The organism is Paenibacillus glycanilyticus (assembly GCF_023715145.1).
GTDB lineage: Bacteria > Bacillota > Bacilli > Paenibacillales > Paenibacillaceae > Pristimantibacillus > Pristimantibacillus glycanilyticus_A.
Genome location: NZ_JAMBNP010000005.1, coordinates 176,473 through 191,388, shown reverse-complemented (window position 1 = coordinate 191,388; position 14,916 = coordinate 176,473). Strand labels below are relative to the sequence as shown.

Below are 14,916 nucleotides of genomic sequence, written 5' to 3'. Positions count from 1 at the left end.
ATAAATACTTTAGAATTTAAAGATACAACGGAGGGAAATGCACATGAAAAAAATTGGATTCATCGGCCTTGGCGTTATGGGCTATGGCATGGCTGCGAACCTGCTTCGCAGCGGATTCGAGGTTACCGTCTACAACCGTACAGCCGGGAAAACAGGCGAGCTGATTCAATGCGGAGCGAAGGAAGCAGCCTCCCCTGCCGATGCCGTTCGCGACTCGGAAATTGTAATTACGATGATCAGCAATGACGCGGCTATCCGCGAAGTTTACTACGGCGACAATGGTATATTTGGCGCAATCCGCCAAGGTACTATCCTGATTGACAGCAGCACGATCTCTCCTTCCCTCGCACTGGAGCTGACGGCTTCAGCCGAGTCGAAAGGCGCTATCTTCCTTGATGCGCCCGTAACCGGCAGCAAGCCCGCTGCAGAAGGCGGCACCTTGACCTTTATGGTTGGCGGCACGGAGAAAGCCCTTAAGGAAGTGGAAAATGTTCTGCTTGCCATGGGACGCAAGGTCATACATATGGGAGCAAACGGCAGCGGCGCTACCGCCAAGCTTGCCCATAATACGATTGTTGGCATCAACATGGCAGCTTTAGCCGAAGGCATGGCGATCGCGGCCAGCGGCGGAATTAACGGCAGCGCGTTCTTCGAGCTCGTGCAGTCAGGCGGCGCAGCAAGCCGTACAGCGGAGCTGAAGGGCGATAAAATTCTCGCTAGCGACTATGATGTCCAATTCTCCCTCGCTCTTATGCTGAAGGACCTGCGCCTCTCCTCCGTGCTCTCAGACAACCTGAAAGTGCCTACACCGATGTTAGAGGCCGCTAAGAGCCTGTTCCAGGTCGGCGACTCCATGGGTCTCGGAGAGCTCGATATGAGCAGCGTGACGCAAGCCTACGAGCAATGGATCGGCCGCAAGATCGGCGACAAAAACTAAGCAAAAAAGGCTGTACCGCATATGCGGTACAGCCTTTTTCAATCGATGCTATTCGTAGATGTAAGAGCAGCAGTAATCAGATACAGCCGCTACTTGAAGCTTGAATTTCGTGTTGGCCGGAACGGTGAATTCACCTTTGCCTTGAATGTGCAGCCACTCTGTTTCCCCAGGAAGCTGTACTTTCAGGTCTCCAGCCAGGATTTCCATAATTTCAATGCAATCCGTGCCGAACTCGTAGTCGCCTGGAAGCATAATGCCAAGCGTTTTTTTCGTGCCGTCCGCAAACAGAACAGCGCGGCTAGTTACTTTACCGTCAAAGTAAACATTAGCTTCTTTGACAACCGTTACGTTTTCAAATTGCGACATTGTATGGGTTAGCTCCTCTACGCCAAATAGCTTATTAAATTACAGTACCGATTTAACTTTGCTTACTACGTTCTCAACCGTGAAGCCGTACTCTTTGATCACGCGGTCGCCAGGAGCGGATGCGCCAAAGCGGTCGATACCGATAACCACGCCTTTGTCGCCAACGAAACGATCCCAGCCAAACGGATGAGCCATTTCTACAGCAACGCGAGCTTTAACTTCCGGCAAAATAACGGAATCTTTGTAAGCTTGGTCTTGTTTATCGAACAGATCCCAGCTTGGCATGCTAATTACGCGAACTTGAATGCCCTCTTCAGCAAGCGCTTTTTGAGCGGCAACAGCAAGTTGAACTTCGGAACCCGTTGCAAGAATTTGAGCTTGTGGAGCGCCGTTTGCCGCATCGGATACAACGTATGCGCCACGTTTGATGTTCTCGCGGGAGCCGGATACAGTGCCTTCCAGGATCGGCAGGTTTTGACGAGTCAGAACAAGCGCTACCGGATTGCTTTGGTTCTCAACAGCATAAGCCCAAGCTGCCGAAGTTTCGTTCGCGTCAGCAGGACGGATAACCGTCAGGTCAGGGATAATGCGGATCGAAGCCAATTGCTCGATTGGTTCATGCGTAGGACCGTCTTCGCCAACCGCGATCGAGTCATGCGTCAGAACGTAAGTTACCGGTTGCTTCATGATAGCAGCAAGGCGGATTGCCGGACGGAGGTAGTCCGTGAATACGAAGAACGTACCGCCGAATACTTTCATGCCGCCATGCAGGCTCATGCCGTTCATGGCTGCAGCCATACCGAACTCGCGAACTCCGTAGTAGATGTTGCGGCCGTCATAGCTGCCTGGTTTGAATTGTGCCAAACCTTTCAGGTGAGTCATTGTCGAGCTTTCCAGGTCAGCGGAGCCGCCAGCCAGGTTAGGCACGTTTTTCACAAGACCGTTCAGGGCGTTACCCGAAGCCACGCGAGTCGATACCGCGCTGTCAGCCGTTGTGTATTTAGGAAGGTCAGCATCCCAGCCTTCAGGCAATTGACCGGAAGTAGCAAGCTCGAATTGAGCCGCAAGCTCTGGATGAGCCGCTTTGTATGCAGCGAACTGCTCGTTCCAAGCCGCGTTGGCTTTTTCGCCGTTTTGCTTCACTTCCGCAAAGTGAGCGCGAACTTCGTCAGGCACGTGGAACTGGTGATCTTCCGACCAGCCGTAGAATTGTTTAGTCAGTTTAGTCTCGTCAGCACCCAGCGGGGAACCGTGAGGACCAGCGTGGCCGCCTTTGCCGCCTTTGTTCGGGCTGCCGTAACCGATAACGGTTTTAACTTCGATCAAAGTCGGTTTGCCTGTTTCCGCTTGTGCTTCGGCAATGGCTTTAGTCAAAGCGTTCAGGTCATTGCCGTCCTCTACGCGAAGAACTTGCCAGCCGTAACCTTCAAAACGCTTTTGAACGCTTTCGGAGTAGGACAAGTCAAGAGCGCCGTCAAGGGAAATATCGTTCGAATCATACAGAACAACCAATTTGCCAAGCTTCAAGTGGCCTGCGAAGGAAGCTGCTTCATGGGAGATGCCTTCCATAAGGTCGCCGTCGCCGCAAATGGAGTATGTGTAGTGGTTAACAACGTTAAAGCCTTCTTTGTTATAAGTAGCTGCCAGATGAGCCTCAGCCATCGCCATGCCTACTGCCATTGCAACGCCTTGTCCAAGCGGACCTGTTGTTGCGTCAACGCCGGCTGTGTGGCCGAATTCCGGGTGACCTGGAGTCAAGGAGCCCCATTGGCGGAAGTTTTGCAGCTCTTCCAGAGGAAGATCATAACCGCTCAGGTGAAGCAAGCTATACAGCAGCATCGAACCATGTCCTGCGGACAGTACGAAACGGTCACGGTTAATCCAAGTCGGGTTCGACGGATTATGCGTCATGTTTTTCGCGAACAGTTGGTAGCCCATTGGAGCTGCGCCCATTGGCATGCCTGGATGTCCGGATTTTGCTTTCTCGATGGAGTCGATTGCCAGCGTACGGATCGTGTCGATCGAAAGCTGTTCAATCGATTTTTGTGTAACTGTCATTTCTTACTTCCTCCTAATTCCTGTTTAAAATTGCTCTGTGTCTCTCTATATTTCTAGATATAGCGCGAGTTGTAGCGCAAAGGCTTTGAATATTGTACCATTCCGAAAACTCGTTTGCCATCCTTAAAATAGTGAAAGACGAGAGCATTTATTCGATTAATTGAAAACGACGGTTTTGTTCTGATGCACAATAATGCGGTCTTCCGTATGCCATTTCACAGCACGCGCAAGGACGACGCGCTCAATTGTACGGCCGATTCGTTTCAATTCCTCTACATTGTCTCGGTGGCTGACGCGCTGAACGTCCTGTTCGATAATCGGACCGCCGTCAAGTTCCTCCGTTACATAATGTGCCGTAGCACCGATGATTTTAACACCACGATTATAAGCTTGTGCATAAGGCTTGCCGCCAACAAAGGCCGGAAGGAAGGAATGGTGGATATTGATAATTCGGTTCGGGAACTGCTCGATGAATTTCGGCGAGATGATCTGCATGTAACGGGCAAGGACGATCAGATCCGCTTTGTCCGCAACCACTTCCATCTGCTTGCGCTCCGCTTCCGCCTTCGTGTCCGGAGTAACCGGAATATGATGGTATGGAATGCCAAATGACTCAACCATTTCCTTCATGTCCGGATGGTTGCTTACAACCATCGCGATATCCGCGTCCAGATCGCCGGCTTTCCACTGCCACAGGAGCTCCATCAAGCAATGGTCTTCCTTGGAGACAAAGATCGCAAGGCGCTTCTTGCGACTCGCGCGGAACGTATGCCATTTCATATCGAAGCGGTCCGCCACGCGGGCGAAATCCTCTACTAGAATAGGCAATTCCTTGTCCATATCATTCAAATCAAACTCAAAGCGGATAAAGAACATGCCGCCTTCCGGATCCATCGTATATTGGTCCGATTGTACAATGTTCGCACCATGCTCGTACAAGAAATGCGAAACCGCCGCTACGATACCCGGTCTGTCCGGGCACGAGATCAGCATGCGCGCGCGTCCGCTGCGCGACTCCGTAGTTGATGAAGACATAAACGTTAAAACTTCCTTCCTTTTACAATGGTTATCTTAAAGCATCATTACACCGTTTTGAGCAATTGCTTGCCGGCGAACCATGCCGTAATCCGTTGGTTGATTTGCTCCTCGGTCAACTCGCCCGGGAGCGCATCGCTTTCCGACAGCAGATCGAACAGACGCTCCATCGGCTCGCGCGGATCCGCTTTTTTCGCCTTGGCATCATTCTTGAGCACATCCCAAGTCGACAGCACAAAAGCGCGCGGATCGATCTCTTGCTTGCCGTAGAAATGATGCAGACGTTCTACGTGGTCGAAGAACGACTCGCCGAAGCGATCCATCGCATCACCGCGGAGCAGTGCAATCTCAGCTTCGTACATCGGGAACTGCTTCTTGTCGTCCTTGCCAATCCATGGTGTCTCCAGAATAAACGGACGGCCCGCAAGCGCCTCGTGATGTACGATTCTCTGAATCGCCTCATGTCCGAGCCAGCCTGCGCCAACTGGAGCATGACGGTCTTTGCCTGCTCCGGCAGGATTCTTGCTGTCATTGACATGGACTACCGCTACGCGGTTGAGTCCAACGATTTGGTCGAACTTATGGAGCACGCCGTCCAGGTCATTAATGAGGTCATAACCGGCATCATGCATATGGCAGGTGTCCATGCACACGGTCAAACGTTCATTATTCTGTACTTTATCAATTATCGACGCAATCTCCTCGAAGCTGCGCCCGATTTCCGTTCCTTTGCCGGCCATCGTCTCAAGAGCGATGTTCACGTTCGTGTCTTTGGTGCCTTCAAGCACTTCATTCAGGCCCTCTGCAATACGCGCGATGCCGTACTCGGCATCCTTGTCCGTATAAGCGCCCGGATGCAGTACGATATTCCGCACCCCGATATAATCGGTACGGCGGATTTCCTCCTGCAGGAAGCGGACAGCGAGCTCAAACGTGTCTTCCTTATAGGAGCCAAGGTTGATAATGTATGGCGCGTGCACGACAATCTCATTGATGCCGGCCTTGTCCATCATGGCTTTGCCCTCTTCAATATATAAAGTTTCGATTGGCTTTCTCCGGGTATTCTGCGGTGCGCCGGTATAAATCATAAACGAGCTTGAACCGTAGGATACAGCTTCTTTGGCCGCGGTAAGCAGCCCCTTGTCCGAAAATGATACATGGGAACCGATTTTTAACATCTAATAAACGCCCCTTTCGGTTGATCAACCCTTATTTTACAAGGAATGTCGAAATAAATCTAGGAATACGGTATAATTCTTCCTGAGGTGAAGGTACAGTATGAAATCAGCTCCCGATTGGTTTATGTTTTTCATTGTTTTCTGGGCGGTCGTTATGGTCGGCGCTATGGCCATCGGCGGTTTCTTCATGTTCCGCAAATTTTTGAAGGTGCTGCCTCAGCGTGACGGCAAGTCGAAGCTGGACTGGCAAAACTATTGGGTCGAACGGAGCCGCAGCATGTGGACCGACGAATCGAAAAGTTTTCTGGACGAGCTGGTCTCCCCCGTTCCGTCCGCGTTCCGGGATATCGCCAAGCACTCGATTGCAGCGAAGATCGGTCAGGTCGCCATCGATAACGGAGCTTCTGAAGTAACGCGGGACCACTGCATCGAAGGATACATACGCGCAACGCCAAAGCGTGACTATCGAAGCCTTGTTTCCTTCCTGGAACGCAAGGAGATCGACTACGCTCCCTATAGGCATTTGCTCAATAAATAAACTAGAAGAGCAACGGGCTGCTGCATTTTGAGGGCAGCCTATTGTTTTATCCATAGCAATAGTGTGTACAAATCTATTGGAACCTTAAACAGATTATTTCGTTTATATAAGCATAGGTACATGCTTATGTAGCAGAATTGCTTCACTATCTTAAGCTAGAGCTTAAGAAGCTTCACAATTCTAAGCCTATGCTTTCGAAGCAGAATTGCTTCACTATCTTAAGCTAGCGCTATAAGAAGCTTCACAATTCTAAGCCTATGCTTTCGAAGCAGAATTGCTTCACTTTCTTAAGCTAGCGCTTAAGAAGCTTCACAATTCTAAGCCTATGCTTTCGAAGCAGAATTGCTTCACTTTCTTAAGCTAGCGCTTAAGAAGCTTCACAATTCTTTTAGGAGGTGCTCCCATGACAACTATGAAATCTAAAAAGAAGAGCAGCTTAATCGCGGCCAGCGCCGTATTACTCGCCGTTATGATGACCGCATCTGCATGCGGCTCGGACAAAGCGAATTCGAATAACGAGCAAGGCTCGTCGGTTGAACAACCGGCTAACGCCTCACCGGAAACAACCGGCAATAATACATCGGATAACAGTACGGGTAATGCTGAAGGAAACAACGGCGTAATAGATCCGGAAAACGCATCGCCGGATACGGAAGCAAGCACAGCACCGGAAGACAGCGCCGTTAAGACAAGCGAAGGCGTCTTTGTCGGACAAGCCGATACAACCTCGGTCGAAATCGACTTGCCGGAAGGCCCAATGGTTCTGCAATTCACGGAGGACTTAACGGATGAGATTAACAGCATCCCGGCAGACACGAAGGTTCAATTCGAGTATACCGAGAAGGTCAGCGGAGACGTGACGCAGTACTTCCTGAAGAAGCTTGAAGCCAAATCCTAATTGAAGGACGGATGAATGATGCGTGTTGCAGTAACGGGAGGAACCGGCTTTGTCGGCCGGGCACTGGTGAAAGCTCTTCTTGAGCGGGGAGATGAAGTCTGGGTTATATCAAGACATTCCTCATCAGAAAGCGGCAGACTCCACCATGCAACATGGGATGAGCTTGCCGCATCGCCTGACCGGCTGGAAGGTGTGGACGTCATCGTGAACCTTGCCGGCGAAAGCATCAACCAGAGGTGGACAGCCGCAGCCAAGCAACGCGTTCTCAAGTCCCGGACCGATGCTGCGGCACGCATCGCAACGCTTATAGAAGGTTTGAAACAGAAGCCGGAGGCGGTCATTAATGCCTCCGGCATTTCTGCGTACGGCAGCTCGCTCTCCGCTACTTTTGATGAGGATAGTCCGCTGAAGGTTACCGATTTCTTATCCGGCGTTGTGGAGCATTGGGAAAAGGCCGCGGATACGATACCGGTAAAGCGGCTTGTTAAGCTCCGGGTAGGCGTTGTGCTGAATCGGACCGGCGGCGCGTTTCCTCTCATGGCGCTGCCTCACCGGTTGTTTGCGGGAGGCCGGCTTGGAAGCGGCTCTCAATGGCTCTCATGGATCCATCTGGAGGACATAGTAAGGCTTATACTGTTTTGCATCGACAACCCTGACATGCAAGGACCGGTTAACGGTTCGGCTCCCGAGCCCGTGACCAATGATCAGTTCGGACGGGCTCTTGGCAAAGCGATTGGCCGGCCGCACTGGCTGCCTGCCCCTGCTTTTCTCATGAAAGCCTTGCTTGGGGAAATGTCGTCCCTGCTCCTCGAAGGACAACGCGCCTTGCCGCGCAAAGCCTTGGAGCATGGATTTACCTTCAAGTACCCAACTATTGAAAGTGCAATGAACCAAATTGGCCAGAAAAAAGCTGAAGACGGGAGTTAACCTCTCGTCTTCAGCTCGTATTTAGGCCCGTTCATCCCGGCCAGCTGTATAATATCTCCTTGAACAAACGGATAAGACTTATATGGAATCATCGCCTCTCCGTTAAGCATGCTGCCATTCCGGGACCCCAGATCCTTTACCAAATAAGAACCGCCGTCCTTCTCCAGTTCCAAGTGAAGCCTTGAAATGCCATGCGCTTCTTCCTCATAACTCACCTGCTCGCCTAATCGGCCAATCGTAAATTTCTCATCCCGCCACTCGATCCAGGAGCCGCCTCCCGCCCATTCCCGGTATAAAGCCAGTTCTGTCCTCTTGCCCGGCTCCATATCCCGCTCCGCCAGCAGCACCGTGGCTTCAGATTCGGCTGATATCGCCTGCTTGCTTCGAAGATCGGCAGTATTCCCTGCATAGGCGTACAGCTCCGTTTCCTGACGACGAACAAGTTTTGCTCGAGCAGCCGGCTCCATCATCTCCTTTTGTACTTCATCCTCATAACGGGGCCACATGCCAAGAGGCTGCGATTCCGGAACAAACTCCTCGTCTTCATCGTCGCTGACTTCTTTGGCCAGAAGCCCGGCTGGAAGCCTGCGCGCCAATACCAAATAAAGAGCCGCCATCCCCATAAGGGTTAGACCTAAGCTGATATACAAGCTACTTTGGGAATGAGAAGACAAATAAATGTATTTCCATACGCAGGCAACGGCTATGACCACAACCGCTGCCGTAAGCCATATTTTTTTGTTTGCCGTCTCCGGATCCTGTTCCTCCATCTCGACAAGCGGGATTTCTTGGGCCATAGATGCTGCTTTTGAAGAATTTGCCTGCGGTATAGGCTCATAGCTTGTTCTTGATATCATAGATTTTGGTTCCATGATCTCCGGTTCCCTTGCCACGGGAGCATCAGGAAAAATAAGAGGAACGCGTTCGGCGACCTGCTTTGGAGTGGTTTGAATAAATGCATCGCCAATCAGTCCAAGCAAAACGGACCTTAGCTCGGCGAGCGGCCATTTGCTGCCGTTAAGGGGTTGCAAAATGCGTTGAAGACCCGCACCGTCTATGTCTTGAATGTAGGCTGTCCAACGGACAACAAGCGAGAGCAGGTCCCCGGATCCAGTCACGCCGTCATGCTGCCCCTCTTTCAAAGGCACATAGGCAACGGCAATATCGTTAAGCTGCTCGCCTACAAATAAATATTGATCCTCGAGCAGGCAGCCTTCGGGTCGCAGCATATAATGCTTGCACTCCTCAAAGGCTTCCACAACGCCAAGCAATAACGTATAAAATTGCTCCATCGCAAGCGGCTGAACCTGCAGGCGGTGCAGCAGCATTTTGCGTCCTGCCAAGGCATACCGGAAGGTGACTCGTCCATCGATCTCCAGCCATTCCACCGGTAAGAGATGAGGGATTTTTCCCGACTGCAGCATCTGCAGTTCAAGGTCATCCAGTTCATCTCTACGAATGCCGTCTTTCCGGTCAACGATCATTTCATGACCTCGGTTCATGGAAAAATCAATCCTGAACGGTTGTCTCATGAAGGCTCCCCCTTTTCATTAAGCTGTTATCATCCATAAGGTTACTGCCCCCGGTGCTACGGCCAGCATAAACGGAAAGGTGCGTCCGTTCTTCGCCCAAGCCAGCCATGACGACGCTCCTTCACGACCGCCGAACCGCAAGGAAAAGAAAGCAAACATTCCAGCCGACATCCGTCTCGCAAACGGCCGGTTAAAGAGAAGCAGCACCAGACCTACCAGACCCGCATACAAGATGGCATACATCATTAATTGAAGGACGGCCATCGCGCCAATCCAGGCTCCGAGCGCAGCAAACAGCTTTACGTCTCCCGCGCCAATTCCCTTGGCCATATGAAGGACAAGCAGCGGCAGGAAGCCCGCGGCTGCTCCGCCGAGAGCAAGCAGGAGATCATGACCTCCGCCGGTGATCAAGGCATATAAGCATCCGCCGGCAAGGAAAGGAACGGTAAGCAGATTAGGAATGGTCATTGATTTCAAATCGGTATATAAAGCGGCTAATAACAGCATGGCTGCAGCCGACAACTGTATGGTCATGATGCGGAATCCTCCTTCTTGGTCACATTAAAATGCATGGATACCGTTTCGCCTGACGCCGAGGTTGCCGTTAATTCCCAAGTCCCCGGTGTCGTATTGCCGGATACGAGCCACGTCCACTTAACATAACCGTTCGCATCCGCGGTTGCACTGCCGAGATGCTTCGCAACACTTGTGCCGCTCTTATAATTCACGGTGAGAGACGCTGCTGTGCCAGGCGAGGTTAAAGCCGTGACCGTTGCTTTGTTCCCGGGATGCAGGGGAACCGGCTGAATGGAAACAATCTGAATTGGCGTGATATCCGTCTCGGACGATCCTTCCTTTGCAGGTGCGGCATCGCTGACCCATACCCGCTCGGTTGCTTGCTCCCTTAGTACAATTTTCTTGTTAATAAAAGGCAAGGACATCGGAAACTCATATTCGGCTTCAATCGTCAAATAAGGCTGTTTCTTCTCCTTCAAATCGGGAAGTGACAGATGCGACAAGCTCAAATGCTCCTTCTGCAGCACGGCCTCGTCCGCAAATTGCTGAAGCAGCGGCTCAACCGCTGTACGCCCAAGCTCGGTTGCCGCCACGTCGGTTACCGGCTGCCAGTTGCCTTCAAGCGCGGCAGAAGCCAATGTTCCTGCGGGTGCAGGAAGCCACCCGGCTGCTTCCTTCGCAATAGCTCCTTCCCAATCCGGCAGCGGCAGGCCAAATGAGCCCAGATCAGGAATCGATGAGGAGGCTTTCTGAAAGGCAAGATCGGCGGGACGAATATGGGCAGCGATTTGCCTGACCGTCTGGGAAGCGGTTGATTGAAGGGCCATCTGTACGGCGCATAAGCGGATCATGATAATAAACAGCAGCAGGACAATAAGAAGCAACGGCATAACAAGAGCTGCCTCCAGCACAATGCTGCCGTTCTCGCTGCCGGTTATTCTCCGCCGTTTGCTAATAAGACCAGCCAATCGTCTGAGTAGTTTCATACCTGCCGCCAACAACCTTTCCTTGCAAGGATCCAAAATGCTGTATGATATCCATTACGCCTGGTAAAAACCACAGCTTGGCAGAGGCCTGAACTTCTCCGGTCAAGGCCGACGGGACCTTGGATAGCGTAACCCCGCCATTATGCTCAATAACAGCGATCATCCGGGCTAATGTGGAGGAACGTTTTGCATCTCCGTGTACCAGCATGAACAACCGCAAATAATCCGTATAAGTAACATCCGCGTTTATATATTTGGATAGCGGGGCCGCTCCCCGCTCGGTGAACGCCGCCATGTCCTCCATCGTTTTCTCCAGGCCATAGACAACCGAGCATGACAAGATTAACAGAGGATGGGCAGCAGCCCTGCAGGCCGATAGCCCTTCCATTGTTCGCACTGCCATCCTAACACCAATTAATTCGCCATAGGCAGCGGCCAAATTCGCCGTTGGACTATGAAACCCGTATATGACATACTCCGCCTCTTGATTGCTGAACGCAATGGAATGAGCAAGCTCATTCGTATTGCCGCTCGTAAGCAGGGCCCTTAGATTTTGCGGAGCAAACGCTGCATAATGCGACATTGCATACTCCGATAAATAAACGGAGTCCCTTGTTTGTTCGAGCATATCTGCAATGCCGCCAAACAACCCGCTCATGGCGGAAGTTGCCTCCTCCGCTTCCTCATGAGCATCCTCCGCGAAGGAAAGGCCTTCTGCTACCGCCTCTGCTGCCTCCTGATTAAACAAGAGGTTATTTTTATACCGTTTCTCTATATCCTGAATCACCTGAAGATGCTCCTCCGTCTGAGGAACCGAAGTCATGCCGTGCAGCAGGCGGCGGGCCTGCGACCATAATTCCCCTGCTTTTGCCTCTTGTGCCTGACGTTCTTTCTTTAATTCTTTATCCGTCAGCTTCTGCTCCCGCGCATCCAGGCTGGAGCCTTGCCGAACATAAGCCCCTTCGTATTGCTCATAAGCAATGCGCAGATTAACAGCACCTTCTTTAATCTGTTCATTGGCTATAGTGGGAGCAGCAAGACCGGCTGTCAGATTCGCGATAAAGCCTCCCGCTTCCATTTGCAGCGACGCAAACACGGAAGCCTGATCCGCAATCTCCCGGCTATAGTCCGTAAACCAGCTGTCCGGCAAAATAAGCTCGTCTGCCAGCTTCCGAATCTCCTGTATATCGTTCTGAGGCGCGGCAACTATAGAATTGGCTTCATCACCGGCAATATTTTTGCCGGTTACCCGGTCATATCCGCTGTTGGAAGTAGCATTAGCAGCCTCCTGCTTGATACGCTGCATCTCTGCATTTAGCTGCTTGGCCGCTTCAATTGATTTGACAGCATCCAGCTGCAGCTTATCATGCTGCTTCTTCGCCGCGGAAAGCTCACGGGACATCTCATCCATCCAACCTCTTGCTTTTTGTTCATATTCCTCGATTTCGTCTGAATACTTTGCTTTCTTCCCCTGCTCAGCCAGTCGCTGGTCCGTCATCACCCAATTGGCATACTGGGCGTAATCTCCGGCGAGCCTTGCCGCATGCTGGGTTCCAGTTGCCAGCTCCAGCGCTTTAGTCGGAATAAGTCCGGCAATGCCGCCAACGGTCTCCGCTGCCTGCCGCTGCAGCTGCAGCGCAGCAGTCAGCTTTTCCTCCCGCTTATCGTACAGCTTCCTTAATTCTTCCAGCATATTAACCGTAACGGTTGCTTCCTTCATGGCCCCGGAGAGCGGCGCGAACTTTGATGCCAGCTCCAGTGTAAAATCAATAGGAGCTTTATACTTCATTTCCTCCAGCACCTGCCGTGCAAACACCTCATGCTTGCCCAGTACCTCGGCATTATCCGCATGTGCCGATTCCAGCTCCGCCTGCACCAGCTTGAAGGTGTCCTGATGCCTTGCCCCTTGGCCCAGATTCGCTTTCACCGTCTGTTCAAAGATCTCATTGCTATCCGTACCGCCCCGGCCAAACAGCCCATATCGTTCATACAGCCTCTCATCATAAGCGGAAAGCGTTGACCGGACGCCCGATCTGGCGGCATCCTCGGTCACCTTATGCAGAACAGCCATTCTTGCATAATCGATCAGAACCGCAGAGAACAGAAGCAGCCCGGACAATACAACGGCGGAAAATATCGTTATGGAGCCTTGTGAAGCAGCATTCTTGTTCACGGCTTGCCTGCTTTCCCGCCGCCGCTGTAAGCCGTAAGAGCTTTTGCGGCTTGCTGCTTCGACGTTCCATTATTAAATTTGGCGGTATAATACCGGAGCATATCCACATCCCTGATAAATTGAACCGGATCAACAATACTCGCCGATGCGGCGGTCTTAGGCTCGGACAGCCCAAGCGTCAGCTCAAGCGGGGCAAGGGATACGGGCTGCTTAAGCTTTACGGCTACTTCCCGCTTCATCAGGCTGTTTGCATATGCGATATTCCCTTGAAAGGGCAAGCCCGCATCGCCTGTCAGCCAGTTGGATGCCCGGCGCAGCTTCGTTCCTGCCAGCTCAAGTTTCTCTTCTTCACTCAATGGACCGGGGAGCTCCAAAGTGACATCCGTCTGATCCGACGTCATCCCAAACAAGGAGCCTAGCATATAATCTCCGCTGACCCGCCAGTACAAGCCGTCATATTGACCCGTTGTCAGCATCCCGTTACGGGCGTTCCGATGGCTGTTGTCCCAGCTGAACGACGCACGTTCAGCCGTCTCGGTAGCCGAGTAGTAGAGAACAACTTTTTGATAGATATACATGCTCAATAACAAGAACATTAATATCAGCAGAAAAATGATAGGGAACACTAACGTTGATTCCAGCGTAAAGCTTCCTTCTGAATGCCGGAGCCATTGCAGCCAAGCGCATTTGCGTCCGTTAGTTGGAGAAGATTTTATCGGCTTCATCATCGGCTTTGCTCGTTAATCTTTCGATAAGACTAATAATCCAGTCTTTAAACAGAAGAGCTATAATGATAACCACCGCAATGATCAAAATAATCTCGAGCGTGCCGAGACCGCTCTCCGAACGCCAGAATGAACGAACCGCCTTGCCTGCTTTTTTCAACATAGTAAACATCCTCTCTATTAGTAAAAATAAAATCAAGACATGAGCAGCATCGCCGGAGCTGCAACAAATACCATTAACACAAGCAATATCCCTACCAGCGGAAATACGAGCTTGGACGACGCCTCTTCCCCGCGGGATCGGGCAACGGCCTTGCGTTTCTCCCACAGGGAATAGGAGATTTCGCGTAATGCAAGGACAAACTGATCGCCGCCCCTGCGGTAATTAAGAAGCATCACCGTGGTAAATATGGATACCTCCTGCATGGCGCAGCCCCGGTTAAACCGCTCGATTGCCGTACTGAAGGACTCGCCGTTCCTCAGCGCAATAACAACCCGCTCCCACTCCTTGTATAAAGGCTGGGCAGCCGAATCCTTTCCTTCCAAGCAACGGGAGAAAGCCTGCAGCACGGGCTCTCCTGCACCCACAAGCAGCATCAGCTTGCTTAGCGCCTCCGGCAGCTCGGAGATAATGGCCTGCTTTCTCCTCTCGACCAGCCGCCCTGCTTCCATAAAGGGCCGTACGGGAAGCAGCAATCCAAGCAGCGCTCCCATTCCAATGAGAAGCGGTTCCTTAGCCAAAACAGCGAGAAGCGTACAGCCCGTCAGTACGGCATAACCATATCCAGCGGTTTCTGCAATATGCCGCTTCGTCTGATTGAGCTGCCAGTCTGTTCCCTTCAGCAGTATTTGCTTCGAATGATAGCTGCTGAGCGGAAGCTGCAAATGCTCGTACAGCTTGCAGCGTTCAAGCAGCCGGTCAAAAGGCTTGATAATGATTAGCCCCTTCCAATCCGGCTTTCCTTTCTTCGCAAGCTGCGTCAGTCCGGCTCTGCCTATCAGCAGAAGCCAAACAACAGCCAGCAGCAGTACAAGAACAGCCATTTC

15 protein-coding genes are annotated in these 14,916 nt (G+C 51.7%); 4 read left to right on the top strand and 11 right to left on the bottom strand.

Features of this window, described 5'->3' with window-relative positions; all coding sequences use genetic code 11:
• Positions 1 to 22 precede the first annotated feature (22 nt).
• On the top strand, positions 23 to 937 hold the full coding sequence (locus tag M3194_RS15935) for an NAD(P)-dependent oxidoreductase (protein WP_311291140.1): 915 nt from the start codon (positions 23 to 25) through the stop codon (positions 935 to 937).
• Positions 938 to 985: 48 nt separating this feature from the next.
• Here M3194_RS15935 and ppnP read toward each other — a convergent pair whose 3' ends face one another.
• The 4 genes from ppnP to M3194_RS15915 all read right to left on the bottom strand — a co-directional run bounded on the left by ppnP (position 986) and on the right by M3194_RS15915 (position 5,574).
• Positions 986 to 1,303: a pyrimidine/purine nucleoside phosphorylase gene (ppnP, locus tag M3194_RS15930; RefSeq protein WP_091186591.1), complete on the bottom strand. Its 318-nt coding sequence runs from the start codon at positions 1,301 to 1,303 to the stop codon at positions 986 to 988.
• Positions 1,304 to 1,342: 39 nt separating this feature from the next.
• Complete coding sequence (tkt, locus tag M3194_RS15925; RefSeq protein ID WP_251655055.1) at positions 1,343 to 3,361, bottom strand: transketolase; 2,019 nt, start codon at positions 3,359 to 3,361, stop codon at positions 1,343 to 1,345.
• A 156-nt stretch (positions 3,362 to 3,517) separates the two neighbouring features.
• A complete protein-coding gene (purU, locus tag M3194_RS15920) occupies positions 3,518 to 4,396 on the bottom strand; it encodes a formyltetrahydrofolate deformylase (RefSeq protein WP_251655054.1) in 879 nt (292 codons plus the stop codon).
• Between the two features lie 47 nt (positions 4,397 to 4,443).
• Complete coding sequence (locus M3194_RS15915; RefSeq protein ID WP_251655053.1) at positions 4,444 to 5,574, bottom strand: deoxyribonuclease IV; 1,131 nt, start codon at positions 5,572 to 5,574, stop codon at positions 4,444 to 4,446.
• A 100-nt stretch (positions 5,575 to 5,674) separates the two neighbouring features.
• Here M3194_RS15915 and M3194_RS15910 point away from each other — a divergent pair, with 100 nt between their 5' ends.
• The 3 genes from M3194_RS15910 to M3194_RS15900 all read left to right on the top strand — a co-directional run bounded on the left by M3194_RS15910 (position 5,675) and on the right by M3194_RS15900 (position 7,937).
• Positions 5,675 to 6,112 (top strand): DUF2621 domain-containing protein, encoded by a 438-nt coding sequence (locus M3194_RS15910; protein ID WP_251655052.1) that lies wholly within the window; start codon positions 5,675 to 5,677, stop codon positions 6,110 to 6,112.
• 403 nt (positions 6,113 to 6,515) lie between these two features.
• On the top strand, positions 6,516 to 7,010 hold the full coding sequence (locus M3194_RS15905; RefSeq protein WP_251655051.1) for a hypothetical protein: 495 nt from the start codon (positions 6,516 to 6,518) through the stop codon (positions 7,008 to 7,010).
• Between the two features lie 18 nt (positions 7,011 to 7,028).
• On the top strand, positions 7,029 to 7,937 hold the full coding sequence (locus tag M3194_RS15900; protein ID WP_251655353.1) for a TIGR01777 family oxidoreductase: 909 nt from the start codon (positions 7,029 to 7,031) through the stop codon (positions 7,935 to 7,937).
• Here M3194_RS15900 and M3194_RS15895 read toward each other — a convergent pair.
• Genes M3194_RS15895 through M3194_RS15865 form a run of 7 tightly spaced genes read right to left on the bottom strand, consistent with a single transcriptional unit; the run spans position 7,934 to position 14,913 of the window.
• Positions 7,934 to 9,469: a DUF6382 domain-containing protein gene (locus M3194_RS15895; protein ID WP_251655050.1), complete on the bottom strand. Its 1,536-nt coding sequence runs from the start codon at positions 9,467 to 9,469 to the stop codon at positions 7,934 to 7,936. The two genes, M3194_RS15900 and M3194_RS15895, sit on opposite strands and share 4 nt — an antisense overlap.
• An 18-nt stretch (positions 9,470 to 9,487) precedes the next feature.
• Positions 9,488 to 10,003 carry an A24 family peptidase gene (locus M3194_RS15890; RefSeq protein WP_251655049.1) on the bottom strand — a complete coding sequence of 172 codons (516 nt, stop codon included), beginning with the start codon at positions 10,001 to 10,003 and terminating at the stop codon, positions 9,488 to 9,490.
• Entirely contained in the window at positions 10,000 to 10,971 is a 972-nt protein-coding gene (locus tag M3194_RS15885; RefSeq protein ID WP_251655048.1) for a TadE/TadG family type IV pilus assembly protein, read from the bottom strand. Before M3194_RS15885 ends, M3194_RS15890 begins: the two co-directional genes overlap by 4 nt.
• Entirely contained in the window at positions 10,937 to 13,144 is a 2,208-nt protein-coding gene (locus M3194_RS15880) for a hypothetical protein (protein WP_251655047.1), read from the bottom strand. The genes M3194_RS15885 and M3194_RS15880 overlap by 35 nt, the downstream gene beginning before the upstream one ends.
• Positions 13,141 to 13,872 (bottom strand): TadE/TadG family type IV pilus assembly protein, encoded by a 732-nt coding sequence (locus M3194_RS15875; RefSeq protein WP_251655046.1) that lies wholly within the window; start codon positions 13,870 to 13,872, stop codon positions 13,141 to 13,143. The genes M3194_RS15880 and M3194_RS15875 overlap by 4 nt, the downstream gene beginning before the upstream one ends.
• Positions 13,841 to 14,032: a Flp1 family type IVb pilin gene (locus M3194_RS15870; protein ID WP_251655045.1), complete on the bottom strand. Its 192-nt coding sequence runs from the start codon at positions 14,030 to 14,032 to the stop codon at positions 13,841 to 13,843. Before M3194_RS15870 ends, M3194_RS15875 begins: the two co-directional genes overlap by 32 nt.
• Positions 14,033 to 14,064: 32 nt before the next feature.
• On the bottom strand, positions 14,065 to 14,913 hold the full coding sequence (locus M3194_RS15865) for a type II secretion system F family protein (protein ID WP_251655044.1): 849 nt from the start codon (positions 14,911 to 14,913) through the stop codon (positions 14,065 to 14,067).
• Positions 14,914 to 14,916 lie beyond the last annotated feature (3 nt).

Coding starts and splice junctions, on each gene's coding strand:
- ppnP (WP_091186591.1), bottom strand. CDS start 1,303: ATGTCGCAATTTGAAAACGTAACGGTTGTCAAAGAAGCTAATGTTTAC.
- M3194_RS15865 (WP_251655044.1), bottom strand. CDS start 14,913: ATGGCTGTTCTTGTACTGCTGCTGGCTGTTGTTTGGCTTCTGCTGATA.
- M3194_RS15900 (WP_251655353.1), top strand. CDS start 7,029: ATGCGTGTTGCAGTAACGGGAGGAACCGGCTTTGTCGGCCGGGCACTG.
- M3194_RS15915 (WP_251655053.1), bottom strand. CDS start 5,574: ATGTTAAAAATCGGTTCCCATGTATCATTTTCGGACAAGGGGCTGCTT.
- M3194_RS15905 (WP_251655051.1), top strand. CDS start 6,516: ATGACAACTATGAAATCTAAAAAGAAGAGCAGCTTAATCGCGGCCAGC.
- M3194_RS15910 (WP_251655052.1), top strand. CDS start 5,675: ATGAAATCAGCTCCCGATTGGTTTATGTTTTTCATTGTTTTCTGGGCG.
- M3194_RS15870 (WP_251655045.1), bottom strand. CDS start 14,032: ATGTTGAAAAAAGCAGGCAAGGCGGTTCGTTCATTCTGGCGTTCGGAG.
- M3194_RS15890 (WP_251655049.1), bottom strand. CDS start 10,003: ATGACCATACAGTTGTCGGCTGCAGCCATGCTGTTATTAGCCGCTTTA.
- M3194_RS15885 (WP_251655048.1), bottom strand. CDS start 10,971: ATGAAACTACTCAGACGATTGGCTGGTCTTATTAGCAAACGGCGGAGA.
- M3194_RS15875 (WP_251655046.1), bottom strand. CDS start 13,872: ATGATGAAGCCGATAAAATCTTCTCCAACTAACGGACGCAAATGCGCT.
- M3194_RS15895 (WP_251655050.1), bottom strand. CDS start 9,469: ATGAGACAACCGTTCAGGATTGATTTTTCCATGAACCGAGGTCATGAA.
- tkt (WP_251655055.1), bottom strand. CDS start 3,361: ATGACAGTTACACAAAAATCGATTGAACAGCTTTCGATCGACACGATC.
- purU (WP_251655054.1), bottom strand. CDS start 4,396: ATGTCTTCATCAACTACGGAGTCGCGCAGCGGACGCGCGCGCATGCTG.